The organism is Flintibacter faecis (genome assembly GCF_014287875.1).
Taxonomy (GTDB): domain Bacteria; phylum Bacillota; class Clostridia; order Oscillospirales; family Oscillospiraceae; genus Lawsonibacter; species Lawsonibacter faecis_A.
Genome location: NZ_JACOPN010000006.1, coordinates 80,467 through 104,332, shown reverse-complemented (window position 1 = coordinate 104,332; position 23,866 = coordinate 80,467). Strand labels below are relative to the sequence as shown.

General features: G+C 61.8%; 28 protein-coding genes. 18 read left to right on the top strand and 10 right to left on the bottom strand.

Annotated features, from left to right (window positions below; genetic code table 11):
* Window positions 1-504: 504 nt before the first annotated feature.
* Window positions 505-1,995 (bottom strand): cardiolipin synthase, encoded by a 1,491-nt coding sequence (gene cls, locus H8S55_RS09545; protein WP_366467759.1) that lies wholly within the window; start codon window positions 1,993-1,995, stop codon window positions 505-507.
* A 66-nt stretch (window positions 1,996-2,061) separates the two neighbouring features.
* The gene (locus tag H8S55_RS09540) at window positions 2,062-2,520 is read right to left on the bottom strand and encodes a metallophosphoesterase family protein (RefSeq protein WP_186878782.1); all 459 of its coding nucleotides are present in this window, start codon (window positions 2,518-2,520) and stop codon (window positions 2,062-2,064) included.
* A 63-nt stretch (window positions 2,521-2,583) separates the two neighbouring features.
* On the opposite strand from H8S55_RS09540, the gene H8S55_RS09535 reads away from it, so the two are divergent.
* The 3 genes from H8S55_RS09535 to H8S55_RS09525 are packed head-to-tail and all read left to right on the top strand — an operon-like array spanning window position 2,584 to window position 3,642.
* Window positions 2,584-2,853 carry a hypothetical protein gene (locus H8S55_RS09535; RefSeq protein ID WP_147562966.1) on the top strand — a complete coding sequence of 90 codons (270 nt, stop codon included), beginning with the start codon at window positions 2,584-2,586 and terminating at the stop codon, window positions 2,851-2,853.
* A 23-nt stretch (window positions 2,854-2,876) separates the two neighbouring features.
* Window positions 2,877-3,296 (top strand): hypothetical protein, encoded by a 420-nt coding sequence (locus tag H8S55_RS09530; RefSeq protein WP_186878781.1) that lies wholly within the window; start codon window positions 2,877-2,879, stop codon window positions 3,294-3,296.
* The gene (locus H8S55_RS09525; RefSeq protein WP_186878780.1) at window positions 3,289-3,642 is read left to right on the top strand and encodes a hypothetical protein; all 354 of its coding nucleotides are present in this window, start codon (window positions 3,289-3,291) and stop codon (window positions 3,640-3,642) included. The genes H8S55_RS09530 and H8S55_RS09525 overlap by 8 nt, the downstream gene beginning before the upstream one ends.
* A gap of 11 nt (window positions 3,643-3,653) precedes the next feature.
* Here the strand turns inward: H8S55_RS09525 and H8S55_RS09520 are convergent, their stop codons facing one another.
* The 4 genes from H8S55_RS09520 to trpS are packed head-to-tail and all read right to left on the bottom strand — an operon-like array spanning window position 3,654 to window position 7,774.
* Window positions 3,654-4,415, bottom strand: a complete 762-nt coding sequence (locus H8S55_RS09520; RefSeq protein WP_186878779.1) for a hypothetical protein — start codon at window positions 4,413-4,415, stop codon at window positions 3,654-3,656.
* Between the two features lie 39 nt (window positions 4,416-4,454).
* Window positions 4,455-5,603: a non-hydrolyzing UDP-N-acetylglucosamine 2-epimerase gene (gene wecB, locus H8S55_RS09515; RefSeq protein WP_186878778.1), complete on the bottom strand. Its 1,149-nt coding sequence runs from the start codon at window positions 5,601-5,603 to the stop codon at window positions 4,455-4,457.
* Entirely contained in the window at window positions 5,600-6,727 is a 1,128-nt protein-coding gene (locus tag H8S55_RS09510; protein WP_186878777.1) for an MraY family glycosyltransferase, read from the bottom strand. Before H8S55_RS09510 ends, wecB begins: the two co-directional genes overlap by 4 nt.
* A 48-nt stretch (window positions 6,728-6,775) precedes the next feature.
* Window positions 6,776-7,774, bottom strand: a complete 999-nt coding sequence (gene trpS, locus H8S55_RS09505; RefSeq protein ID WP_186878776.1) for a tryptophan--tRNA ligase — start codon at window positions 7,772-7,774, stop codon at window positions 6,776-6,778.
* Window positions 7,775-8,127: 353 nt separating this feature from the next.
* On the opposite strand from trpS, the gene H8S55_RS09500 reads away from it, so the two are divergent.
* The 4 genes from H8S55_RS09500 (at window position 8,128) to H8S55_RS09485 (ending at window position 12,829) form a co-directional block, all read left to right on the top strand.
* Window positions 8,128-9,507 (top strand): DUF512 domain-containing protein, encoded by a 1,380-nt coding sequence (locus H8S55_RS09500; RefSeq protein ID WP_186878865.1) that lies wholly within the window; start codon window positions 8,128-8,130, stop codon window positions 9,505-9,507.
* Between the two features lie 288 nt (window positions 9,508-9,795).
* Window positions 9,796-11,121: a ribosome biogenesis GTPase Der gene (der, locus tag H8S55_RS09495; RefSeq protein ID WP_147562959.1), complete on the top strand. Its 1,326-nt coding sequence runs from the start codon at window positions 9,796-9,798 to the stop codon at window positions 11,119-11,121.
* 3 nt (window positions 11,122-11,124) lie between these two features.
* A complete protein-coding gene (locus tag H8S55_RS09490) occupies window positions 11,125-11,808 on the top strand; it encodes a glycerol-3-phosphate acyltransferase (RefSeq protein ID WP_186878774.1) in 684 nt (227 codons plus the stop codon).
* Window positions 11,809-11,824: 16 nt separating this feature from the next.
* A complete protein-coding gene (locus tag H8S55_RS09485; protein ID WP_186878773.1) occupies window positions 11,825-12,829 on the top strand; it encodes an NAD(P)H-dependent glycerol-3-phosphate dehydrogenase in 1,005 nt (334 codons plus the stop codon).
* A 122-nt stretch (window positions 12,830-12,951) separates the two neighbouring features.
* Here H8S55_RS09485 and sfsA read toward each other — a convergent pair whose 3' ends face one another.
* Window positions 12,952-13,644: a DNA/RNA nuclease SfsA gene (sfsA, locus tag H8S55_RS09480; protein WP_186878772.1), complete on the bottom strand. Its 693-nt coding sequence runs from the start codon at window positions 13,642-13,644 to the stop codon at window positions 12,952-12,954.
* A 124-nt stretch (window positions 13,645-13,768) separates the two neighbouring features.
* Between sfsA and H8S55_RS09475 the strand changes: the two genes are divergently transcribed.
* Genes H8S55_RS09475 through H8S55_RS09465 form a run of 3 tightly spaced genes read left to right on the top strand, consistent with a single transcriptional unit; the run spans window position 13,769 to window position 16,402 of the window.
* Window positions 13,769-14,752, top strand: coding sequence for a metal ABC transporter substrate-binding protein (locus tag H8S55_RS09475; protein ID WP_186878771.1), 984 nt, complete (start codon window positions 13,769-13,771; stop codon window positions 14,750-14,752).
* A gap of 1 nt (window position 14,753) precedes the next feature.
* Window positions 14,754-15,560, top strand: coding sequence for a metal ABC transporter ATP-binding protein (locus H8S55_RS09470; RefSeq protein ID WP_366467753.1), 807 nt, complete (start codon window positions 14,754-14,756; stop codon window positions 15,558-15,560).
* Window positions 15,557-16,402, top strand: a complete 846-nt coding sequence (locus tag H8S55_RS09465) for a metal ABC transporter permease (protein WP_186878770.1) — start codon at window positions 15,557-15,559, stop codon at window positions 16,400-16,402. Before H8S55_RS09470 ends, H8S55_RS09465 begins: the two co-directional genes overlap by 4 nt.
* 258 nt (window positions 16,403-16,660) lie before the next feature.
* Here H8S55_RS09465 and H8S55_RS09460 read toward each other — a convergent pair whose 3' ends face one another.
* From H8S55_RS09460 to H8S55_RS09450, 3 genes are all read right to left on the bottom strand, one after another.
* Window positions 16,661-16,849 (bottom strand): hypothetical protein, encoded by a 189-nt coding sequence (locus H8S55_RS09460; protein WP_186878769.1) that lies wholly within the window; start codon window positions 16,847-16,849, stop codon window positions 16,661-16,663.
* Between the two features lie 30 nt (window positions 16,850-16,879).
* Window positions 16,880-17,041: a hypothetical protein gene (locus H8S55_RS09455; RefSeq protein ID WP_186878768.1), complete on the bottom strand. Its 162-nt coding sequence runs from the start codon at window positions 17,039-17,041 to the stop codon at window positions 16,880-16,882.
* 164 nt (window positions 17,042-17,205) lie between these two features.
* Window positions 17,206-17,619: a hypothetical protein gene (locus tag H8S55_RS09450; protein ID WP_147562952.1), complete on the bottom strand. Its 414-nt coding sequence runs from the start codon at window positions 17,617-17,619 to the stop codon at window positions 17,206-17,208.
* A 261-nt stretch (window positions 17,620-17,880) separates the two neighbouring features.
* Here H8S55_RS09450 and H8S55_RS09445 point away from each other — a divergent pair, with 261 nt between their 5' ends.
* The 8 genes from H8S55_RS09445 (at window position 17,881) to obgE (ending at window position 23,795) form a co-directional block, all read left to right on the top strand.
* Window positions 17,881-18,324 carry a YwiB family protein gene (locus tag H8S55_RS09445; protein WP_186878767.1) on the top strand — a complete coding sequence of 148 codons (444 nt, stop codon included), beginning with the start codon at window positions 17,881-17,883 and terminating at the stop codon, window positions 18,322-18,324.
* A gap of 76 nt (window positions 18,325-18,400) precedes the next feature.
* Window positions 18,401-20,149, top strand: a complete 1,749-nt coding sequence (argS, locus tag H8S55_RS09440; RefSeq protein WP_186878766.1) for an arginine--tRNA ligase — start codon at window positions 18,401-18,403, stop codon at window positions 20,147-20,149.
* 99 nt (window positions 20,150-20,248) lie between these two features.
* Window positions 20,249-20,887, top strand: a complete 639-nt coding sequence (locus tag H8S55_RS09435) for an NUDIX hydrolase (RefSeq protein ID WP_147562949.1) — start codon at window positions 20,249-20,251, stop codon at window positions 20,885-20,887.
* Between the two features lie 170 nt (window positions 20,888-21,057).
* Window positions 21,058-21,369, top strand: coding sequence for a 50S ribosomal protein L21 (rplU, locus tag H8S55_RS09430; protein WP_147562948.1), 312 nt, complete (start codon window positions 21,058-21,060; stop codon window positions 21,367-21,369).
* A complete protein-coding gene (locus H8S55_RS09425) occupies window positions 21,370-21,699 on the top strand; it encodes a ribosomal-processing cysteine protease Prp (protein ID WP_186878765.1) in 330 nt (109 codons plus the stop codon).
* 4 nt (window positions 21,700-21,703) lie between these two features.
* Window positions 21,704-21,991: a 50S ribosomal protein L27 gene (rpmA, locus tag H8S55_RS09420; protein ID WP_186878764.1), complete on the top strand. Its 288-nt coding sequence runs from the start codon at window positions 21,704-21,706 to the stop codon at window positions 21,989-21,991.
* Window positions 21,992-22,058: 67 nt separating this feature from the next.
* Window positions 22,059-22,481 carry a PPC domain-containing DNA-binding protein gene (locus H8S55_RS09415; protein ID WP_186878763.1) on the top strand — a complete coding sequence of 141 codons (423 nt, stop codon included), beginning with the start codon at window positions 22,059-22,061 and terminating at the stop codon, window positions 22,479-22,481.
* Window positions 22,482-22,514: 33 nt separating this feature from the next.
* The gene (gene obgE, locus H8S55_RS09410; RefSeq protein WP_147562944.1) at window positions 22,515-23,795 is read left to right on the top strand and encodes a GTPase ObgE; all 1,281 of its coding nucleotides are present in this window, start codon (window positions 22,515-22,517) and stop codon (window positions 23,793-23,795) included.
* The last annotated feature ends 71 nt before the right edge of the window (window positions 23,796-23,866 follow it).

Below are 23,866 nucleotides of genomic sequence, written 5' to 3'. Positions count from 1 at the left end.
AAAATCCGGGCAGCCGTTACATGAAGAAACAGCACCCGGACGCAAAAACACTGACGGGGAAAATCGCTTTACCCTTATTCCAGGGGAAGAAGGACACAGGAAAAAGACCCGCACAGCAGTTGTGTCCGGGAAGGGGACATTCGTCCAAAGCGGAAGTTGCTGCGCAGCAGCTTTTCAAATGCGACGATCATGCTGGGGGCCTCCTTTCAGTGGGTTTGTTCTTGAGGATGAGCCAAGTATAACCTGTTTTACCTATGAAGTCAATGGGTATTTACGAAAAATCAGCCTACTAATTCAGAGGGTAATTTCGTGTTTCTGACGGAAGGAGTTAAAACAGCCTTCCCCTAGGGGAAGGTGGCCCGCAGGGCCGGATGAGGGGAAAGCCAAAGGGTCGCTGCGTCTCCCGATGAAAACGCGCAGATACCCGAGGGCCTTCCCCTCATCCGTCACGGGCTTGCGCCCATGCCACCTTCCCCCAGGGGAAGGCTGTTATTTTGTTCTTTGTTACATCAGCGGCGCGAATACGCGCAGAATGCTTCGATAGAGCTGGAGGAGGATGTTCAAATGGCGGAAGCGGCGCAGGGTGATGGGCTCGCTAAGGGTCAGGGTGTCCTGAAAATCCCGCTCAATATCGTGGATGCAGGGGGCATCGCACAGCCAAACGCCGTCCTCAAAGTGGAGAAACAGGCTGCGGTAGTCCAGGTTCACCGTGCCCACCGTGGCGAAGCGGCCGTCCACCACAAAGTTTTTGGCGTGGATGAAGCCGGGGGTGTACTCATAGATGTGGACCCCGGCATCCAGCAGGGGGGGATAGTGGGCCCGGGTCACCTCGAACACATAGCGCTTGTCCGGGATGTGGGGGGTGATGAGATACACGTCCACCCCGGACTTGGCGGCGTTGCACAGGGCGGTGTTGGTGGCCACGTCCACGATGAGGTAGGGGGTGGTGATATAGATATACTTCTTGGCCCGGGCGATCATGTTCAGATAGACCGACTGGCCCACCGCCTCCTGGTCCAGGGGGGTATCGGTGTAGGGCTGGACATAGCCTGTCCAGGGGCGCACCGGGGCGGCGGGGGGGCGGAAGCGGTCAAAGTCCTCCTCCAGCGCGGCGCAGTGGTCCCACATGGACAGGAACATCACCGTCATGGACCACACCGCGTCCCCCTCCAGCAGGATGGCGCTGTCCTTCCAGTGGCCGAAACGCTCCTTCTGGTTGATATACTCGTCGGCCAGATTGATGCCCCCGGTAAAGCCCACTTTTCCATCGATGATCATCAGCTTGCGGTGGTCCCGGTTGTTCAGCCGGGGGGTCATGATGGGGCGGAAGCGGTTGAATACCCGGCACTGGATGCCTCGGGCCATCATCTGCTGGTCATAGTGCCGGGGCAGGGTGAACATACAGCCCATGTCGTCGTATAAAAGGCGTACCTCCACCCCCTGGGCGGCCTTCCGCTCCAGCACGGCCAGAATACTGTCCCAGAACACCCCGGGTTGGATGATGAAGTATTCCAGAAAGATATACCGCTGGGCCTTCTCCAGCTCCGCCAGCATCCGGGGGAAGGCCAAGTCGCCCAGGGAGAAATATTCCGCCACCGTGTTGGTATAGGCCGGGCAGGCGGCCCGCTGTTCCAAATAGGTGGCCTGGGTGGCGGCCTCGCCCCCCAGGGGCAGCAGGTCGTCGGCCTTGAAGTCGGGCTCCAGAGCCTTAAAGGACTGGCCCAGAATGCCCTGCATCCGGCGCTGCCGCCGATTGGACACCCGGCCGCCGCCGATGAACAGATAGAAAATGCCGCCGAACACCGGGAAGGGCAGAATGACCAGCAGCCAGGCGATCTTATAGGCCGGCTCCATCCGGCTGCCCACAATGGCCAGGGCGGCGGCGATGCTCATGAGGATGCACACCCAGTAGAAATTCTGAATATGCTCGGAGAAGGTGAAGACCATCACTGCGAACAGGGCTAGCTGGATAAACAGGGAGATGGCCACCAGCACAGAGCGGTGGAACAGAAAATAGAACAGTTTTTTCAGGGGAAAGCACCTCCTTTGGCGCGGGCGGCATCAGGGCATCTGGCGTAGGGTGCACTGGAGATGGCCGCGGTCCAGTTCGATCACGCCATAGGTGGTCCGGGCGGAGCCGGGGTTGAGCATCCACAGGCCGTCCTCCAGCTGTCGGCAAAGAGGGCGATGGGTGTGGCCGAAGAGGAGAATGTCCGCCTGACAGGCCCGAGCGTCGGCTACGGCGGCATCATAGCTGTCTTTGACACCCCACAGATGCCCGTGGGAGAGGAGAATGCGCACCCCATCCAGGGTGATCTGCTTTTTCAGGGCGTGGGTGGTCCAGCCGTCGCAGTTGCCGGGGACCATGCACACGGGGATGCGGGGGTAGGCATAGGACACCGCTTCGGCGTCCTCCTCCAGATCGCCCAGGTGGATGATCTGATCGGGGGCCTCGTCGGCCACGGCGGAGAGCATACCGGCCACAGACCGGTGGGAATCGGAGAAAACAAGAATCTTCAAAACGGTCACCTCTGCGCCCAAGGCGCATATACTTAGATTGAAATCGTATTGGGAGGGATACCTATGCAGGGAAAGGGAGGGACTCAAAGCGGCCCGGCTCAGGCGCTGGAGGAGAACCGGGCAGCCATCTCGAAATTGGCCCGGTCGGGGGATGCCAGGCGGCTGATGGAGCTGCTGCACCGGGACGGGGGTGTGGAGCAGGCGGCTCAGGCTGCGGCATCGGGGGACCCGGCGGCCCTGATGGCCATGATGGACCGGCTGATGCACACCCGGGAGGGGGCGGAGCTGGTGGACCGCATCGGGGCCCAGGCCAAGCGGGCGGGGCTGGAATGACAAATTGAGGGGGTGGCCGGCCTGTGGCGGAGCTGGAGGAAAAACTGAATGCCATTTTGGGCAACCCGGACGCCATGGGGCAGATCATGGCGCTGGCCCGCTCCCTGAATGGGGGAGGGGACAGCCCGGCGGAGCAGAGCGCCCCGCCGCCGGAGCCGGGAGAGAGTCCTCCGCCGCCCCCGGTGTCTCAAACAGGCCCCCCCGACCTGTCCGCCCTGCTGAGTCAAGTGGACCCCAGGCTGATGCAGCTGGGAATGGGCCTGATGAAAAACTGCAGGGAGCGGGATGACCGGAATGCCGCCCTGCTGCGGGCCCTGCGGCCTTTTGTCCGGGAGGAGCGCCGGGCGGGGCTGGATCGGGCCCTGCAGATCGTGGGGGTGACACGGATCATCCGGGCGGCCCTGGAAACCATGGGCGGAAAGGGGGAGGAGGGCCGTGTATAACCGCTATATCCCGCAGGAGGAGGACTACATCCCCGTGGCCGAGCCCGCTCCGCCGCCCCCAAAGGCTGAAAAAACAGGGGGACAGAGCGCCCCCGGTGCCTCCCTGCTGTCTGCCCTGGGATTGGGCAACCTGTTTTCCGGGGCGGAGGGCCTGGTGAGCCGCCTGCTGCCGGACGGCGTGGACGCGGGGGACATTCTGCTGCTGCTCATCGTCCTCTATCTGCTGGCGGAGGGGGACGACCTGGACCTGGTGATCGCCCTGGGGCTGACCCTGGTACTGGGATTGGGGAGCGGAAAGGAGAAGGGGAAGGATAGCACACAGGGCGGCACAGTGGCCGCCCCGTAGGTGTCTGAAAATTACGTTACATTGTGCAGGGACGTGCCGTCGGGCAAAGAGAAGGCAGCGGCGGCGTTATAGGCCGTGGTGATGGGGGAGAGGGCGGACAGGCGATAGGTCAGCGTCCCTGTCTCCTCTGCCTCCGCCTGGACCAGCAGGCCGCTGTCCAGCCCGATCCAATAGCGCTCGGTGCGCTGGGGGTCGTCCAGGCGGACCTCCACATAGATGCAGGACAGGCCCTCCAGCTGGCGGTAGTCTGCGGCGACGATGGCGCTCTGCCGCAGCTGAAGCACCGTCTCATAGGTGGGGATGTGCTGGGCCAGGTCGGCGGACAGGCCGTCCGCCGGGGCGGCCTGGTACTGCTGGGAGCCGTCGTACCAGTAATAGAGCTTGCCCCCGCCGGTGAGGTCGTGGCGCACCGCCCCGGAGGGGAGTGCCTGGCGCACGTGGCACCAGTCGCCGTCGCACCACACCTGTACGGCGGTGGAGGAGGAGCCCCCGGTCCAGAAGGACTCCACCGTCAGCTCCCGGTAATAACTGTCCGACCGGTCCAGGGTGGCGATGACGCTCTGGACCGTGCGGGGGGTGACCTCCACCCGCTGGTAGACGTTGGAGGGGGAAAGAGAGCCGTCGGAGGTGTCGCTGCCGCTGCCGCTGGTATCGGCCAGCACCACACGGGGGGTGTTCAGGGCCACCAGATTGCGGCCAAAGCTGACCAGCATGGCTCCGGCGATGAGAGCCACCACGGCCAGGGTGACCAACAGCCGTTTCTTGGGTTCCATATCCTTTTCTCACCTCGCCCCCGACAGGAAGACTTGAATTTATACGCCGAAGGGTTCCGGCGGCTGGGGCAGCTGGCCGAAGTGCCACTGGATGGCATCCACGATGCGGCGGCAGGCCTGACCGTCGCCGTAGGGGTTGACGGCGTGGGCCATCTTGTGATAGGCATCCGGGTCAGACAGCAGCTGGCTGGCCATGCGGAAGATATCCTCCTCCTCCACACCGGCCAGGCGGACGGTGCCGGCGGCCACGGCCTCGGGGCGCTCGGTCTCCTTGCGCAGCACCAGCACGGGGCGGCCCAGGGCGGGGGCCTCCTCCTGCAAGCCGCCGGAGTCGGTCATCACCAGATAGCACCGGGCCATCAGGTTGTGCATCTCGTCCACGGACAGGGGGGCGATGAGGTGGATGCGGGGGTGACCGTCCAGATACTTGTGGGCGGCCTCCTGCACCACGGGGGACAGGTGAACGGGATAGACCAGCTCCACCTCGGGGAAGGCATCGGCCACCCGGCGCAGGGCGGTCATGATGTTGGTCATGGGCTGGCCGTAATTCTCCCGCCGGTGGCAGGTGACCAGAATGATCTTTTTGCCCTGATAGTCCAGCTGATTCAGAATATCTTCTGCAAAGGTGAAATCCTTTACAACTGTGGTCTGGAGGGCGTCAATGACGGTGTTGCCAGTGAGAAAGACGTTCTTGGTGATGTTTTCCCGGGCCAGGTTGTCCCGGTTGGCGGTGGTGGGACAGAAGTGCAGGTCGGCCAGGGAGCCCACCATCTTCCGATTCATCTCCTCGGGGAAGGGGGACCACTTGTCATAGGTGCGCAGACCGGCCTCCACATGTCCCACGGGGATCTTGTGATAGAAGGCGGCCAGGGCCCCGGCGAAGGTGGTGGAGGTGTCCCCGTGGACCAGGACCAGGTCGGGCTTGGCCTGCTCCAGCACGCCATCCATGCCCAAGAGGCATTTGGAGGTGATGGTGGACAGGGTCTGCCGGGGCTCCATGATATTCAGGTCATAGTCGGGCTTGAGCTTGAAAATATTCAGCACCGAGTCCAGCATCTCCCGGTGCTGGGCAGTGACGCAGCACAGGGCCTGGATGCCCGGGCGGCGCTGGAGTTCCAGGGCCAGGGGGGCCATTTTAATGGCCTCGGGACGGGTGCCGAAAATGGTCATCACTTTGATATCGCTCATGGAGTGGTATCCTCCTTCTTGTCGGAAGTTTTGGGAGACTCGTCATCCTGTTCTTCCAGCTGACGCAGGTGCTCCTCAATGGTGCTGTTGTGAGAGATGAAGATGCGGATGGCCATCCAGCCGGTGACGCACAGGGCCACCAGCAGCAGGGTGGCCTTTACCACGCCGCTGGTGGTGAGGACCACGGCGGACAGGCCCAGAATGGCGCTGATGACATACAGCACGGCCACCGCCTGCTTCTGGGAAAAGCCCATGTCGATGAGCCGGTGGTGGATGTGCCCCCGGTCCGGGGTCATGGGGGACTGCCCCTTGGCCAGACGGCGGAGAATGGCAAAGCTGGTGTCGAAAATAGGCAGACCCAGCATCAGGAAGGGGACGGCGAAGGAGATTATGGTATAGAACTTGAACAGCCCCTGAATGGATACGGTGGCCAGGATAAAGCCCAGAAAGGTGGAACCCGTGTCCCCCATGAAGATCTTGGCCGGGTTCAGGTTATAGGGGAGAAAACCGATGCAGGCCCCGGCCAGGGCGGCGGTGAGCACGGCCACGTCCGGCTCGGACACGGTGAGGGCGATGACCAGCAGGGTCATGGAGCTGATGGTGGACACGCCGCAGGCCAGTCCGTCCAGCCCGTCGATCAGGTTCACCGCGTTGGTGATGCCCACGATCCAGAACACGGAGATGGGGATGGACAGCCAGCCCAGTATCCAGAAGGGGTCGCTGCTGAAGATGTTGATGTTGGACAGGATATAGATGCGGCAGCCCGCGTGGACCGCGATGAGAGCGGCCACGATCTGCACCAAGAACTTGGGCTTGGCGGGCAGGGCATAGATATCGTCGAAAATGCCCAGGATCACGATGATAACGGCCCCCAGCAGCATGCCCCGGTATTGCTTGGACAGGGGCAGAAAGACCAATACGCTGAGCAGAAAACCAAAGAAAATGGCCAGGCCGCCCATGCGGGGGATGGGGTGGTTGTGCATCCGGCGGCCATCCTTGGGCACGTCCACCGCACCCACACGAAAGGCCAGGGAGCGGACCACCGGCGTAGAGATCAGGGCCACCACCGCCGCCGCCAGCAGGGCGGCAGCAGCAGTGCCCACAACAGAAAGTTCAATGGTCATGGTAAATCCTCTTTAATATTCCAGATTCCTCCTCTGTGCGGAATGCCTTCAGCGGGGCAGAAAGCCCACCTTCTTATAGACCTTCCGCAGGGTCTTGTTGGCCACATAGCCGGCCTTCTCCGCGCCCTGCTTGTACACAGACTCCAGATAGGCCTTGTCGGCCAGAATGCGGGTGGCCTCCTCCCGGATGGGGCGCAGGGCCTCGATGACCGCATCGCCCACGGCGGGCTTGAACGCGCCGTAGCCCTGGCCGTCAAACTCCTGCTGGATCTCCTCCATGGTCTTGCCGGTGACGGCGGAGTAGATGTTCATCAGGTTGGACACGCCTGGCTTGTGCTCCGGGTCAAAACGGACGCAGTGCTCGGTATCGCTGTCGGTGATGGCCCGCTTGAATTTGCGCTGAATGTCCTCGGGCTTCTCCATCAGGAAGACGCAGCCCTCGGGGGCGGACTTGGACATCTTGGAGGTGGGGTCGGACAGGCCCATGATCCGGGCGCCCGCCTTTGGGATGTAGGGCTCGGGGATTTTGAACACGTCGCCATAGATGCCGTTGAAGCGCTTGGCAATATCCCGGGTCAGCTCCACATGCTGCTTCTGGTCGTTGCCCACGGGGACAAAGTCGGGCTGATAGAGCAGGATGTCCGCCGCCATCAGGGCGGGATAGGTGAACAGGCCGCCGTTGATATTGTCGGCATTTTTGGCGGACTTATCCTTGAACTGGGTCATGCGGGACAGCTCGCCGAACATGGTGTAGCAGTTGAGCACCCAGCCCAGCTCCGCATGGGCGGGGACGTGGGACTGGACGAACAGGGTGTTCTTCTCCGGGTCTAGACCGCAGGCGATATACTGGGCCAGCTGCTCCAGGGTGCGGCGGCGCAGCTTGGCGGGCTCCTGACGGACGGTGATGGTGTGCATATCGGCCATAAAATAGTAACAGTCGAACTCCTCGGCCCGGGCACCCCAGTTTTTGATGGCCCCCAGATAGTTGCCCAGGTGCAGATCGCCGCTGGGCTGGATGCCGGAGAGCATTACTTTCTTTTCCTCCATGGTTGTCGGCTCCTTTGAATTCAGGCGCATAAAGAAATACGCCCGCATAATATCGTACTATTTTACCACGGAGCGCGGCATTAAGCAATATTTAAGGTGTGTAAAGTTAGGACGGAAACATTATAGATATTAGTGACACACAAAATAAGAGAGTTGCTTGTAAGGAGAGCAGAGGTTTGGCCTTTGCGCTCCTTGGTGCTTTCAGGCATTTAGAAGATGTTTCATGAAAATAGCGTGCAAAAAGGCACGAACTATTGCAATATGCTCCATCCTATTGTAAAATAAATAGAAATGCCCATTTTAGAAACGAGAAACGAGAAACGAGAGCGGAGAGGCGGTGAAGCATCGTGAGCATGACGGTCATCCAGTCGGTGGACCCCAGAAGTCCGGCCCACCGGGCGGGGCTGCGGGTGGGGGAGACCCTGACCCACATCAACGGCCACCAGATCGTGGACGTGCTGGACTATAAGTTCTTCAGCTATGACACCCGGCTGGAGCTGGTGTTGCGGGAGGAGGACGGCTCCACCCGCACCGTCCGGCTGCGCAAGCGGGAGGGGGAGGACCTGGGGCTGGAGTTCCAGACCTATCTGATGGACCGGGCCCGCTCCTGCGCCAACAACTGCATCTTCTGCTTTGTGGACCAGATGCCCCCGGGAATGCGGCCCAGCCTGTATTTTAAGGATGACGATGCCCGGCTGTCCTTCCTCCTGGGCAACTATCTGACCCTGACCAACATGTCGGACCGGGAGGTGCAGCGGATCATCGACCTGCGCATCTCGCCCATCAACATCTCCGTCCACACCACCGACCCGGCGCTGCGGGAGATGATGCTGAAAAACAAGCGGGCGGGCCGGACCATCGACATCATGCGCCGCTTTGCGGAGCACCGCATCATTATGAACTGCCAGATCGTGTCCTGCCCCGGCATCAACGACGGGCCCGCCCTGGATAAGACGCTGAATGACCTGGCGGAGATGTTCCCCTCGGTGAACAGCGTGTCGGTGGTGCCCGTGGGGGTGACTAAGTTCCGGGAGGGGCTGTATCCCCTGAAGCCCTATACCCGGGAGCAGGCCGGGGCGGTCATCGACCAGGTGGAGGCCTTTGCGGCCCGGCATCTGGAGAAGCAGGGGACAAGGCTGGTGTGGTGCTCGGACGAGTTCTATCTCATCGCCCGCCGCCCCCTGCCGGCGGAGGAGTTCTTCGAGGAGTTCACCCAGCTGGACAACGGCGTGGGGATGCTGCGGATGCTGATGGAGGAGTTTGGCCGGGGGCTGAAGCTGATGGAGCCGGAGGAGCTGGCCCAGGCCCGGCCCTTTTCCATCGCCACCGGCGTGTCCGCCGGACCGTTTTTGGCCCAACTGGTTGACCTGGCCCGGGAGAAGTGTGGTACAATAGAGGGGAAGGTGTACCCCATCGCCAACCGGTTCTTTGGAGAGACCATCACGGTGGCCGGACTGGTGACGGGAGGGGACCTGATCGACCAGCTGCGGGGCAAGGAGCTGGGGGAGCGGCTGCTCATCCCGGCCAACATGCTCCGGGCTGGGGAGCGGGTGTTTCTGGACGACGTGAGCCTGGACGACGTGGAGCGGGAGCTGGGCGTGCCGGTGATCCCGGTGGCCCAGGACGGCTATGAGCTGCTGGATGCCATGTGCGGTCTGGCCGCCGCCCCGCCCGACTTTAAGCCCAACCTGCCCGAGGACGAGTATTACCGCTATAACCCGGGGACACGATGACAGGCCCTCTCCGCCCAGTGTGTGCACTGGGCACCTCCCCCAAAGGGGGAGGCAAGGGGGACGCAGTAGGGGCGGATATGATCCGCCCGTGTTCGGTGGACCGGTACCGTCCGGACGGATGATATCCGCCCCTGCACCCGGCCAGCTCAGTAGGGGCCGCTGTCCCCAGCGGCCCGTGGTCCGGGCGGATGAGGACATCCGCCCCTACGCCTAGGGAAGAGATGCAGCATAATGAAAACCAACAGCGGGCGGCGTTCCGCCCGGGAGAAAATAGGAGTGAGTGATCGCGTGAAACCTTTAGTAGCCATTGTGGGACGGCCCAACGTGGGCAAGTCCATGCTGTTTAACAAGCTGTGCGGCCAGCGACTGTCCATTGTAGAGGACACCCCCGGCGTCACCCGGGACCGGCTGTATGCCCAGTGCGAGTGGCGCAACCGGGTGTTCGACATTGTGGACACCGGCGGCATCGAGCCGGGCACCGACGACCAGATCCTGTCCTTTATGCGGGAGCAGGCGGAGATCGCCATCCAGGCGGCCACCGTCATCGTCTTTGTGTGCGACATCAAAACGGGCATGACCGCCGCCGACCAGGAGGTGGCCAACATGCTCCTGCGCTCCCGCAAGCCGGTGGTGCTGGCGGTAAACAAGGCCGACCAGACCGGGCGGGAGAACCCGGACGTGTATGAGTTCTATAACTTGGGCCTGGGCGACCCCATCTCCGTCTCCGCCCTCCACGGCCACGGCACCGGCGACCTGCTGGACGCCTGCTTCCAGTTCTTCCCCCCGGACGAGGAGGAGGAAGAGGAGGACGACGTGGTCAAGGTGGCCGTCATCGGCAAGCCCAATGTGGGCAAGTCCTCCCTCATCAACCGCATTCTGGGGGAGGAGCGGGTCATCGTCTCCAACGTGGCGGGCACCACCCGGGACGCAGTGGACAGCTACTTTGAAAACGAAAAGGGCAAATACCGCTTCATCGACACCGCCGGAATGCGGAAGAAGTCCAAGGTGGACGACCGCATCGAGAAGTTCTCCGTCCTGCGGGCCACCATGGCCATCGAGCGCAGCGACGTGTGCCTTATTATGATCAACGCCCAGGAGGGCGTGACCGAGCAGGACACCAAGGTGGCCGGCCTGGCCCACGAGGCGGGCAAGGCCTGCATCATTGTGGTGAACAAGTGGGATGCCATCGAAAAGGACGGCAAGACCATGGATAAGATGCGCCAGGACGTGATGCGGGACCTGAGCTATATGACCTATGCCCCCGTGGTGTTCATCTCCGCCCTGACAGGCCAGCGGGTGGACCGGCTGTTCGACCTGATCAACTATGTAAACAACCAGGCCGCCACCCGTATCTCCACCGGTATGCTGAACAACGTTCTGGCCGATGCCACCGCCCGGGTGCAGCCCCCCACGGACAAGGGCCGCCGACTGAAGATCTACTATATCACCCAGACGGGCATCCGCCCCCCTCACTTCGTCTGCTTCTGCAACGATGCCCGGCTGTTCCACTTCTCCTATCAGCGCTATCTGGAAAACCAGATCCGCAGCACCTTCGGCCTGGAGGGCACCCCCGTGCGCATGACCATCCGGCAGAAGGGCGACAAGGAGGGGTAAGGCGTGGGTGCGCTGGTTTATTTCCTTGTGGGCTACAGTCAGTTGTGGCTGGCCGCCCTCGTCGCCTATTTCTGCGGCTGCTTCAACGGGGCGGTGATCGTCTCCAAATATATCCTGCGGGACGATGTGAGAAACCACGGCAGCGGCAACGCGGGGCTGACCAACTTCTTCCGCACCTTCGGCGGGCCGCTGACCGTTGTGGTCATCCTCACCGACGTGCTGAAGGCCATCGTCGCCATTCTCGTCTCTGTGTGGCTGGGCGGGCTGTTCGACCCCCGTATCCTGCCCACCACGCCCCTGGAGAACCAGGCCATGATCCTGGTGTTCTTCAAGTATTGGGGCGGCCTGTTCTGCCTGCTGGGGCACATGTTCCCCTGTATGTTCCACTTTAAGGGGGGCAAGGGCATTTTATCCGGCGGCACCATCGCCATTATGATCGACTGGCGCATTGCCCTGGTGGTGTGGGGCGGCTTCCTTATTTTGGCTGTGCTTACCCGATATGTGTCCCTGGGTTCCTGCTGGGCGGGGGCCAGCTTCCCCTTCATCACCTGGTTTGTCTATCGCAGCGTGCCCGTGACGGTATTGGCCGTCATCATCGGCGGGCTGATCCTGTACATGCACCGGGGCAACATCCACCGTCTGCTCACCGGTACGGAAAATAAATTCACCCTGCACAAAAAATCCTGACAAGGAGGACGCAGCTATGAAGATCACAGTATTGGGAAGCGGCGGCTGGGGCACGGCCCTGGCGCTGCTGCTGCTGGAAAACGGAAACGACGTGACCCTCTGGTCCTATCACCAGGCGGAGTCTGACACCCTGCGCACCACCCATGAGAACCCCCTGCTGAAGGGGGTCGTCATCCCGGAGGAGATGAAGTTCACCTGCGACCTGGCCGCCGTGAAGGGCTGCGGTCTGGTGGTCATGGCCACCCCCTCCTTCGCCGTGCGGTCCACCGCTGCCCAGGTGAAGGACCTGCTGGACCCGGGTACCATTGTGGTGTCCGTGTCCAAGGGCATTGAGAAGGACTCCTCCCTGCGCCTGAGCCAGGTCATCCAGGCGGAGATCGGGGACAAGTGCCCCGTGGTGGTGCTGTCCGGCCCCTCCCACGCCGAGGAGGTGGGCCGCCACATCCCCACCGGCGTGGTGGCCGCCGCCGACGATCCCAAGATCGCCGAACAGGTGCAGGACCTGTTTATGAACCAGCGCTTCCGGGTGTATACCAGCGACGATAAGATCGGCACAGAGATCTGCGCCGCCCTGAAGAATATCATCGCCCTGTGCGCCGGCTGCTGCGACGGCATGGGCTGCGGAGACAACACCAAGGCCCTGCTGATGACCCGGGGGCTGGCGGAGATGGCCCGGCTGGGCGTGGCCCTGGGCGGCAAGAAGGAGACCTTTACAGGCCTTGCGGGCGTAGGCGATCTGATCGTCACCTGCTGCTCCATGCACTCCCGCAACCGCCGCTGCGGCATCCTCATCGGCCAGGGCAAGCCGGTGCAGGAGGCCGTGAAGGAGATCGGCGCAGTGGTGGAGGGCTACTACGCCGCCGCCAATGCCCGCACCCTGGCCCAGAAGGTCGGCGTGGAGATGCCCATCGCCCAGGCGGCCTATGAGGTCCTGTACGAGGGCCGGGACGTCCACGGCGTGGTCGCCGACCTGATGACCCGCTCCAAGCGCTCAGAGCACGACGAGAGCTGGGAGAGATAACAGATAAACAATAGGACCCATCTGCGATGATATGATGATATGTACCCCCAATACTGGGCATCCAGTATTGGGGGTACAGCTATATGAAATACAGTTATGAGTACAAAGAGCAATGCGGGAGGTTACAGCCGCACCGGCACAAACTCCTCCGCCGTCAGAGTGTCCGGGGTGACGGCGCAGCCCAGGGCGAACACCTCCACCCCGGCGGCGGCGGCCCGGCGGAGGGCCTGGCCGAACTGGGGGTGGGTGGTGTCGTTGGGCGTTACATATTTGGCACCGGAGAACTGGACGATGAAACACAGGGCGGCCTGATACCCCGCCTGACGGGCGGCGATCAGCTCCTCCAGGTGCTTCACCCCCCGCAGGGTGGGGGCATCCGGGAAGCGGGCCACGCCGTCCTCCTCCAGGGTGACCCCCTTCACCTCCACAAAGCCCCGGTCGGTGTCCGTCTCCCAATAGAAGTCGAAGCGGGAGGCACCGTATACCGTCTCCGGCCGCAGCAGGGTCAGTCCGGGGCGGAATCGGCCCTCCCTGGCCCACGCTTCAAAGACGTGGTTTGGGGCCTGGGCATCCATATTGATGAGCAGGGGGCCGTGGACCGTCTCTTTTTCCACGGCGATCAGGTCGTATTTTGTCTTGCGGGCTGGGTTGTCGCTCCGGGTGAGATAGACCCGGCAGCCGGGGATCAGCAGCTCCCGGCAGCGGCCGGTGTTCTTCACATGGCAGGTCTCGGTGCGGCCGTCCAGCGCAACCTGAGCCACAAACCGATTGGGCCGGGAGAGAAATGTTCCGGCAGTACAGTTGGAATAGTGCATGAAAATACCTCCGTGGGTCAAGGATACCTTTAGTATAGCGTCCTGGGGAGCGAAAAGCAATTTACAACGGCAGAAAAGTAGGGTATACTAAGAGTCTACAAGATTTTATAGAATGAGGTACTCTATGAAAAAACGCATCATTCCTTTACTCCTGATCCTTGCTCTGTGTTTGGCCGGGTGCGGGAGCGGCGGCTCTGTCGGCGCAGAAAACGCCCGTATGCGGGTGGTGACCACCACCTATCCCATCTATCTCTTCACCAGCGCCCTGACCCGGGACGTGGACGGAGTGGTGGTAGAGCGGCTGGACACCGGCTCCACCAGCTGTCTCCACGACTACACCCTGTCGGTGAACGACATGAAAAAATTGGCCGATGCCGATGTGATCGCCCTAAACGGGGCGGGGCTGGAGGACTTTATGGATGACGCCCTGGCCACCTCCAATGCGGCGGTGATCGACTGCGACCAGGGAGTGGACCTGCTGCCCGCCCTGAACAGCCACGACGTGGAGGAGGATCACGCGCACGACGCGCATGACCACGACCACGAGGACCACGACCACGGGGACATCGACCCCCACTATTGGATGGACCCCCGGCGGGCGGTGCAGATGATGGAAAACCTGGCCGATGGGCTGAGTCAGGCCGACCCGGCCCACGCCCAGGACTACGCCCGAGCGGCCCAAAGCTGCACGGCGCAGCTCAGCGGCTGGGAGGAGGAGCTGAACGATCTGTTTGACAGCGCCCGGCGGCAGGAGGTGGACTTCTCCGGCCTCATCACCTTCCACGACGGGTTCCAGTATTTTGCCGCCGCCTATGACCTGCCCCTGCTGGCCTCCATCGAGGAGGAGGCGGGCAGCGAGGCCAGCGCCAAAGAAATTGTTGAGATCACCGACCTGGTGAAGGAAAAGGGCATCCCCGTCATCTTCACCGAGGTCAACGGCTCCGATGCCACCGCCCAGGCCATCCGCCGGGAGACGGGCTGTGCCGTGGAGCAGCTGACCATGATCATGGACGGGCCGGACGACCAGCTGGAAAACTACTACGATGCCCTGCTGGCTAACGCCAAGGCCGTGATCGACGGCTTTGCGGGAGAGGAACTGGTGAAGTAACGTGAGACAGATCAAACATGGCAAGCTGGCCTCCGGCTGTGCCGACGCCTGCTGTCTGAAGCTGACGGGGCTGTCCGTCAGTATGCAGGGGGAGGCCATTTTACAGGATGTGGCCTTCCACCTCCACTGCGGCGAGATCGTGGCTCTCATCGGCCCGAATGGGGCAGGGAAGTCCACCCTGTTTCGCAGCATCCTGGGCCAGCTGCCCTATAAGGGCACCATCACCTTCTCCCCGGCGGGGGGGCCAGCCATCCGCCTGTCCGACGGGTCGGCGACGGGGGGAAAGCGCCCGTTGGTCGGCTATGTCCCCCAGGCCCCCAGCTTTGACCGGGGGGACCCGGTGTCGGTGCTGGACTTTTTCGTGGCGGCCACGGCCAAATGGCCTGTGTGGCTGCCCATCCCCAGGAAATACCGGGAGCAGGCGGCGGCCAGTCTGGCCCGGGTCCACGGGGAGGAACTATTGGACCGGCCCATGGGCGGTCTATCCGGCGGTCAGCTCCAGCGGGTGCTGCTGGCTCTGGCGTTAGAGCCGGTGCCCCACATCCTTATCCTGGACGAGCCCCTGTCCGGCGTGGACATCGAGGGGGAACACCAACTGCTGGAGATGCTGGACGAGCTGCGCACCCAGTATGACCTGTCCATCTTTCTGTCCACCCACGACTTTGCCACCCTGGACCAGTATGCCGACAAGGTCATTCTGCTGGACCGCAAGGTGCTGAAGATGGGTTCCCCGGATGAGGTGCTGTCCTCCCCGGAATTTTATCAGACCTTCCATCTGCGCATGGGGAAAGGGGGGGAGCACCAATGACCTGGTGGTATTCCCTGGTGTCCCTGCTGCCCTTTGAGTGGGCCGCGCCGGATACCATGCTGTTCATGAAAAACGCCCTGCTGGCGGTGCTGGTCATCTCGCCCCTGTTCGGCATCCTGTCCACCATGGTGGTCCACAGCCGCATGTCCTTCTTCTCCGACGCTTTGGGTCACTCCGCCTTCACCGGCATGGCCATCGGAGCCATCTGCGGCTTTCAGGAGCCCACTTGGGCGGCGGTGATCTTTGCCATTCTGTTCGCCCTGCTCTTTAACGTGGTGCGACGGCGGTCCGCCCTGGGCAGCGACACGGTGATCGGGGTGTTCTCCTCCACCGCCGTGGCCTTGGGCATCTTCCTGTCCACCCTGAACGGCCGCTCCTTCACCAAGTTCAATAACCTGCTCATCGGCGACATCCTGTCGGTGGAGCCGGGAAAGATCGGGGTGCTGGCCCTGATTTTGGCGTTGGTCATCGCCCTGTGGGTGCTGTCCTTCAACCAGCTGATGCTCTCCGCCGTCCACCCCGCCCTGGCCGACAGCCGGGGCATCCGGGTGTTCTGGCAGGAGACGGTGTTCTCCATCGCCATCGCCGTGGTGGTCACGCTGTCCATGACCTGGGTGGGCCTGCTGGTCATCAACTCCCTGCTGGTGCTGCCCGGCGCGGCGGCCCGGAACATCGCCCGGAATATGTGGCAGTATCACCTGCTGTCCTTCCTGGGGGCGGTGTGCGCCGGGGTGGCCGGACTGCTGACCTCCTACTACATGGGCCCCTCCGCCGGTGCGTCCATCACCCTGTATTTGGCGGCGTGGTTCCTGGTCACGTTTTTGCTGCGGAAGAAGAATTAAGAGATATAAAAATAAGGGGACCTGTGGGAAAAACACAGGCCCCCTTCAGCGTGTCGATAAACCCATTTCTGTCATTCCGAGGAGCGCAGCGACGTGGGAATCCGTAACTCAAAAGCCGAAAATATACTGATAATCATAGCTTTTTGGAACGGATTGCCACGTCGGCCCGTTGGGCCTCCTCGCAATGACAGGCTTTTTTGACAGTATCAAGGGGACCTGTGGGAAAACACAGGCCCCCTTGGACTTTTTTGGGGTTATTTATCTGATCCGGCCAAAGACTTGGAAGAAGAACAGCGTGGCGTAAAAGGTCAGGAAGAGCAGTTTGAAGAGTTCACCCTGAACACGCATCCGCTGAGTGAATTTTTCCTGGCCCAGTATCACGCGGTAAATGGCAGGCACGATGGCGATAGACCCCAAAGTCAACAATACCTGAAGTTCTGTTGTCATTCGCATTCACCTCACGATGCTGATTTGCAGTCAGAGAATGTGGAAGAAGAGTACGGTCACATAAAAGGTCAAAAAGAGCATCTTGGACAGCTCGCCCTGCACGCGCATCCGGTCAAAGAACGCATCCTCGCCCAGCACGACGCTGTAAATGACGGGGACGATGGCGATGGAGCCTAGTTTTAACAGCAGCATCGAGGTCACCTCCGCAAAGACTGTATGAGAATTATAAATATTGACCAATATAACTTGAAAATTTGAAATGGTGATTGTCTATATCTGTATTATAAAGGGTTTTCAGGATCGCGTCAATAGACGAAAAAACAGCCGCTTTCTCAGCGGCTGTTTTTCTGAAAATTTCAGGTGTCGATGTCCACCAGCACGTTATCTGTGCCATGTTCTTCAAATTCGGCGATGTAGGCGTCGATGCGGCTGGTGAGTTCGGCGTAGTTGCTCTCGTCGATGGGCACGTCGTCCATGTCCCGGCGGGCCAGGTCCTCGGCCAGGATGTCGAAAAAGACGTTGTTTTCGTATTCGGCGATGGCCTCGTGGATGCCGCCCTCCACGAAGGCACGGGAGGGGACGATCTCCCCCTGATATAGCTCGGCCAGGCCGGGCATACCCTCTATGGCGGCCCGGGCGAAGACCAGGCTCTCCACCTCGTCATAGTCGGCAAAGCGCTCCTGTCCCCGGGTGGAGTTCAGAATCCAGTTGCCGATGTAGACCAGGTCCAGCAGACGGCGAAACTGTTTTTTGCTCAATTCCAGGTTCATAGATGGGACCTCCTTTCCCGGAGTTGATACGAAGTCATTCTTATTATAGTCGGGGAAAACCATTTGTCAAATGGGGAAGGGAATAAAATGGGGGCAGAGCAGAAATATTTCCCCTTGTCATTCCAGAGAAAATGACATAAAATAAACTCTGCCTGAATTTGGACCCCAGCCTTTACAAGCGGGGGGAAAGCGTGTATAATACCCCCACCTGTGGACGTCTCTGGGCGAACGTGGGAATGAGAGCCATTTGGAGGCGGAACAATGGAAAAAGACGTGGTCATCTCCATTAAGGGGATGCAGAAATACGAGGGCAACGACCCGGACACCGTGGAACTGGTGACGGCGGGCCGCCTGATGAAGGACAAGGCCGGTTACACCCTCAGCTATCAGGAGAGCGAGATCACCGGCCTGGAGGGCACCCTGACCACCATCCAGGTGGAGGGGGAGCAGGTGACCCTGATGCGCATGGGGGAATTCAACTCTCAGATGGTCTTTCAGGAGGGGCGGCGGCATCTCTCTATGTACAATACACCTTATGGTGCAATGTCCGTTGGAGTGAATACCCGGCACCTGCTGGCCGACCTGAGCGACAAGGGGGGCGACATCGAGATCGACTATGCCATCGAGATCGACCACGCCATCGCCGGACGCAGCGTGTTTCAGATCAAGGTGCGGGAGGCCGACGGAGCCACCCTGCGGCAGTAAGGCCCTTGATATGCGCTCCCGCTCCAACGGGGCGGGAACAATGTGTGAGTTTGATTTTGATAGAAAAGGTGATAATATGAGCAACATGATCCAGGCCGCCCGGCAGCAGGTGGCCCAACTGACCCAGGCCGCCTATGAGAAGGCGGCCCAGGCCGGCGTTCTGCCCGCCGGGGTGGAGGTGAACGCCACCATCCAGATCCCCAAGGATACCGCCCACGGGGACTATGCCACCTCCTTTGCCATGGCCGGGGCCAAGGCCATGCACATGGCCCCCCGGGCCATCGCCCAGGCCATTGTGGACCATCTGGAGCTGGAGGGCAGCTTCTTTCAGAAGGCAGAGATCGCCGGGCCCGGATTTTTGAACTTTACGCTGGGCCCCAAGTGGTTTGGCGACGTGCTGTCCGCCGTGGAGGCCCAGGGCGCAGCCTATGGCTCCGGGGACGAGGGCCACGGCAAGCGGGTGATGGTGGAGTTCGTCTCCGCCAACCCCACCGGCCCCATGCACATGGGCAACGCCCGCGGCGGCGTGCTGGGCGACACCCTGGCCAACGTGCTGCGCCGGGACGGCTGGGACACCTGGAAGGAGTTCTATGTGAACGATGCCGGCAACCAGATCCACAAGTTTGCCGTGTCCATCGATGCCCGCTATCGCCAGCTCATCCAGGGGGAGGAGAACGTGCCTTTCCCCGAGGAGGGCTATCACGGGGACGACATCAAGGCCCTGGCCCAGGCGGTGTATGCCGCCCACGGGGACAGCTGGCTTCAGCTGCCCGAGGAGGAGCGGCTGGACAAGCTGTCCGAATACGGCCTGTCCGTGAACATCCCCAATATGAAGGCCGACCTGAAGCGCTATGGCATCGAGTATGACCAGTGGTTCTTCGAGTCCAGCCTGCACCAGTCCGGCTATGTGGCCGAGACGGTGGCCCTGCTGGGGGAGCGCGGCTATACCTATGAGAAGGACGGGGCCCTGTGGCTGAACACCACCCAGCTGCTGAAGGAGAAGTATCTGCGGGAGGGCAAGACCCAGGAGCAGGTGGACAAGCTGGACCTGAAGGACGACGTGCTCCGCCGGGCCAACGGCTTCTACACCTATTTTGCCGCCGACATCGCCTATCATCGCAACAAGCTGGCCGTGCGGAACTTTGACCTGGCCATCAACATCTGGGGTGCCGACCACCACGGCCATGTGGCCCGCCTCCAGGCCGCTCTGGACGGCCTGGGCCTGAACGGCTCTGAGCGCCTGGTGGTGGTGCTGATGCAGCTGGTGAACCTGATGCAGGACGGCAAGCCCGTGCGCATGTCCAAGCGCTCCGGCAAGGCCATCGCCCTGCACGATCTGCTGGACGAGATCAGCGTGGATGCCGCCCGGTACTTCTTCAACTCCCGGGCCTCTACCAGCCCCCTGGACTTTGACCTGGACCTGGCCGTGCGCCAGGACAGTGAGAACCCGGTGTACTATGTCCAGTATGCCCACGCCCGTATCTGCTCCCTGACGGCCCGTCTGGCCGAGGAGGGCTCCGCCGTCCCCGCCGCCGCCGACATGGATGCCGCCCTGCTGAGTGCTCCCGAGGAGCTGGCCCTGGTAAAGGCCCTGGCCCAGTACCCCGAGGAGCTGCACCTGGCCGCCCGGGACTATGACCCCAGCCGCATCAACCGCTATCTGGTGGCCCTGGCCGGGGACTTCCACCGGTTCTATAACGCCTGCCGCATCAAGGGGGAGGAGCAGCATCTGCTGCTGGCCCGCCTGAAGCTGGCCGACACCGTCCGTGCCGTTCTGGCCAACGGCCTGGGCCTGCTGGGCGTGTCCGCACCGGAGAAGATGTGATAAATAATAAGTAGGGGCGGATATCATCCGCCCGCGATGTCCGATGCGCCAACGACGGGCGGCTAATAGCCGCCCCTACTTCTCGTAGGAGGAATGCACATGGGGCAGCAGCTGACCGACGATCTGTCCCGGCTTTTGGCGGGGCGGAAGCCCGATCTGATGGACAAGCGGGGGGAGTTCTCCGTGTTGGTCCCCCTGGTGGAGGGGGACGAGGGACTGTCCCTGCTGTACGAGGTGCGGGCAAAGACCATGCACAGCCAGCCGGGGGAGATCTGCTTTCCCGGAGGCCGGGCGGAGGGGAACGAGACACCGGAGGAGTGTGCCCTGCGGGAGACGTGGGAGGAGCTTGCCATCCCGCCCCGGGCGGTCCATATCTTGGGGCGGCTGGACTTCATCGCCCACCGGGCGGGCTTTCTCATGCACGCCGTGGCGGCCAAGGTGGACCGGGAGGCGGTGGAACATATGCACCCAGGCCCGGACGAGGTGGACGAGACCTTTCTGGTCCCCCTGGAGTATCTTTTGACCCACCCGCCTATGGACCTGAGCTATAAGCTGGTGCCGGAACCTGGCCCGGACTTCCCCTATGAGCAGGCGGGTATCCCACGGGACTATGCCTGGCGGCTGGGGCGGGAGACCGTACCCGTCTACCGCTGGCGGGACCGGGTGATCTGGGGTCTGACCGGGCGCATCACCCGGAACCTGTTGGGCTATATTCGCCGCCTGCCGAGGGAGACGTAAAAAAATTTCAAAATTCCCCAAAAATCCGGTCAAAGCTATTGACACGGGGCGGGTGTGCTGATAAAATAACAGAGCCGCTTTGAGTGGGACATCTGTATTTTCAGATGGTCAAGCGGGACAGGCAAGTCCCCTCCCAGGAGAGCGAGTCCGTAGTGAAGGAGTTGAAATAAATGCAGGCAATCATTGTTACCGGCGGCAAGCAGTATAAGGTGAGCGAGGGCGACGTCCTGTTCATCGAGAAGCTGGAGGCCGAGGCCGGTCAGAGCGTGGTGTTCGATCAGGTACTGGCCGTTCTGGATGGCGATAAGGCCACCTTCGGCGCTCCCACCGTGGAGGGTGCTTCTGTGGATGCCACCGTGGTGAAGAATGGCAAGGGCAAGAAGATCCGTATCTTCAAGTATACCCCCAAGAAGGGCTACCGCAAGCGTCAGGGCCATCGTCAGCCCTACACCAAGGTGCAGATCGGCGCGATCAAGGCCTAAATGACCACCGTGACCTTCTGTTCCGAGGGCAGCCGCATCGTGGGCTTTGAGGTCAAAGGCCACAGCGGATACGCCCCCCAGGGCGAGGATATCGTCTGTGCCGCCGTCACCAGTGCCGTCCGCCTGACCGAGTGCGCCATTAACGACGTACTGGGGCTGGAGGCCGCCGTGAAGGTGCGGGAAAAAGACGCATCCATCACCCTGAAACTCCCCAGCAGCCTGGGCCAGACCAACGAGAGCACCTGTCAGGCACTTCTGACGGCGCTGATGGTCCATTTCGTCCAGCTGGCTGAGGAGTACCCCGACTATATTTCTGTCTTGGAGGTGTAAGTTTATGCTGAATATCGGTTTGCAGTTTTTCGCCCACAAAAAGGGCGTTGGTTCCACCCGTAACGGCCGCGATTCCGAGGCCAAGCGCCTTGGCGTGAAGCGGGGCGACGGTCAGTTCGTTCTGGCCGGCAACATCATTGTCCGCCAGCGCGGCACCCACATTCACCCCGGTGTCAACGTGGGTAAGGGCAGCGATGATACCCTGTTCGCTCTGAAGGCCGGCAAGGTCAAGTTCGAGCGTCTGGGCAAGGATCGCAAGCAGGTCTCCATCGTTGAGGAGATTGCCCAGTAATTTTTGCTGACAAAAGCCGCAAACGGAAACCGTTTGCGGCTTCTTTTTTCAGGGAGGAGGGCTTTTGATGGAATATCGGAAATTTTCCCAGGGCTATGTACTGCGGCTGGACCCGGGGGAGGAGATCGTGGACGGTCTCACCCGTCTGGCGGAGCAGGAGAATATTCAACTGGCCAGCGTTACCGGACTGGGGGCGGCCAACGACATCACCGTTGGCATCTTCAACAACGCAGAGAAGCAGTTTCAGGCCCGGCACTGCCAGGGGGAGTATGAGATCGCCTCTCTGGTGGGCAGTATCACCCGGAAGGACGGGGAACCCTATCTCCATCTGCACATCACCTTCGGCAGCCCCACCACCGGCGAGGTGTATGCGGGCCACCTGGCCAAGTGCGTCATCAGCGCCACGGCGGAGCTGTTCGTCCAGACCTGGGATGGACAGGTGGGGCGCAGATTCAGCGACCGGATCGGGCTGAATCTGCTGGACTTTTAATATTCTAATTTATCATGGAAGGAGGCGCATCCTATGGCAGCGCCTTTTGTAGATACCGCACGCATTACCGTCCGTTCCGGCAACGGCGGCAACGGCGTGGTCTCCTTTCACCGGGAGAAATATGTGGCCGCGGGCGGCCCTGACGGCGGCGACGGCGGCCGGGGCGGCAATGTGGTGGTCATGGTGAACGACCACATGTCCACCCTGATGGACTTTCGCTATAAGCGCAAGTATGTGGCGGAAAACGGCATGGACGGCCAGGGCAAGCGGTGCACCGGCAAGGACGGGGCCGACCTGATCCTGCGGGTGCCCCGGGGCACCATCATCCGGGACGCAGAGACCCGGGAGATCATCAAGGATATGTCGGACGAGCAGCCCTTCATCCTGTGCAAGGGCGGCCGGGGCGGCTGGGGCAACAAGCACTTTGCCACCCCCACCCGCCAGGTGCCCCGCTTTGCCAAGGCGGGGCTGCCCGGGGAGAGCCGGGATGTGGTGCTGGAGCTGAAGCTGCTGGCCGATGTGGGTCTGGTGGGCTTCCCCAACGTGGGCAAGTCCACCCTGCTGTCGGTGGTCAGCCGGGCCCAGCCCAAGATCGCCAACTATCACTTCACCACCCTGTTCCCCAACCTGGGCGTGGTGTATGTGGAGGAGGGGGTCTCCTTCGTCATGGCCGACATCCCCGGCATCATCGAGGGGGCGGCGGACGGCGCCGGCCTGGGCCACGATTTTCTGCGGCACATCGACCGCTGCCGCCTGCTCATCCATGTGGTGGACGTGTCCGGCTCTGAGGGCCGGGACCCCGTGGAGGATTTTGAGGCCATCAACGCCGAGCTGGAGCAGTACTCCCCGGAGCTGGCCTCCCGAAAGATGATCGTGGCGGCCAACAAAGTGGATATCATGACCGACCCCAGCCTGCTGGAGAAGCTGCGTGCCCATGTGGAGGGCAAGGGCTATGAGCTCTTTGAAATCTCTGCCGCCGCCCACCAGGGGGTGCGGGAACTGGTGAAGCGGGCCGCCCAGGAGCTGGCCCAGCTGCCCGCCGTGGTGGTGTATGAGCCCACCTATGTGGAGCGGCCCCCGGAGGTGGACACCTCCGGCGAGGTGAACATCCAGCAGTTTGACGAGACCTGGGTGGTGGAGGCCCCCTGGCTCCAGCGGCTCATCGCCAACGTGAACTTCTCCGACTTCGAGTCCCGGAACTGGTTCGACCGGATGCTCCGCCAGTCCGGCCTGTTCGACAAGCTGGAGGAGATGGGCATCCGCGACGGCGACATCGTCTCCATGTACGACCTGGAATTTGAATATCAGCGCTGAGCAAAACCGCCCCCGGCTGCCGCTTGTGATACGGCAGCTGGGGGCGGCTCTTTTGAGGTAGGAGTTAGGAG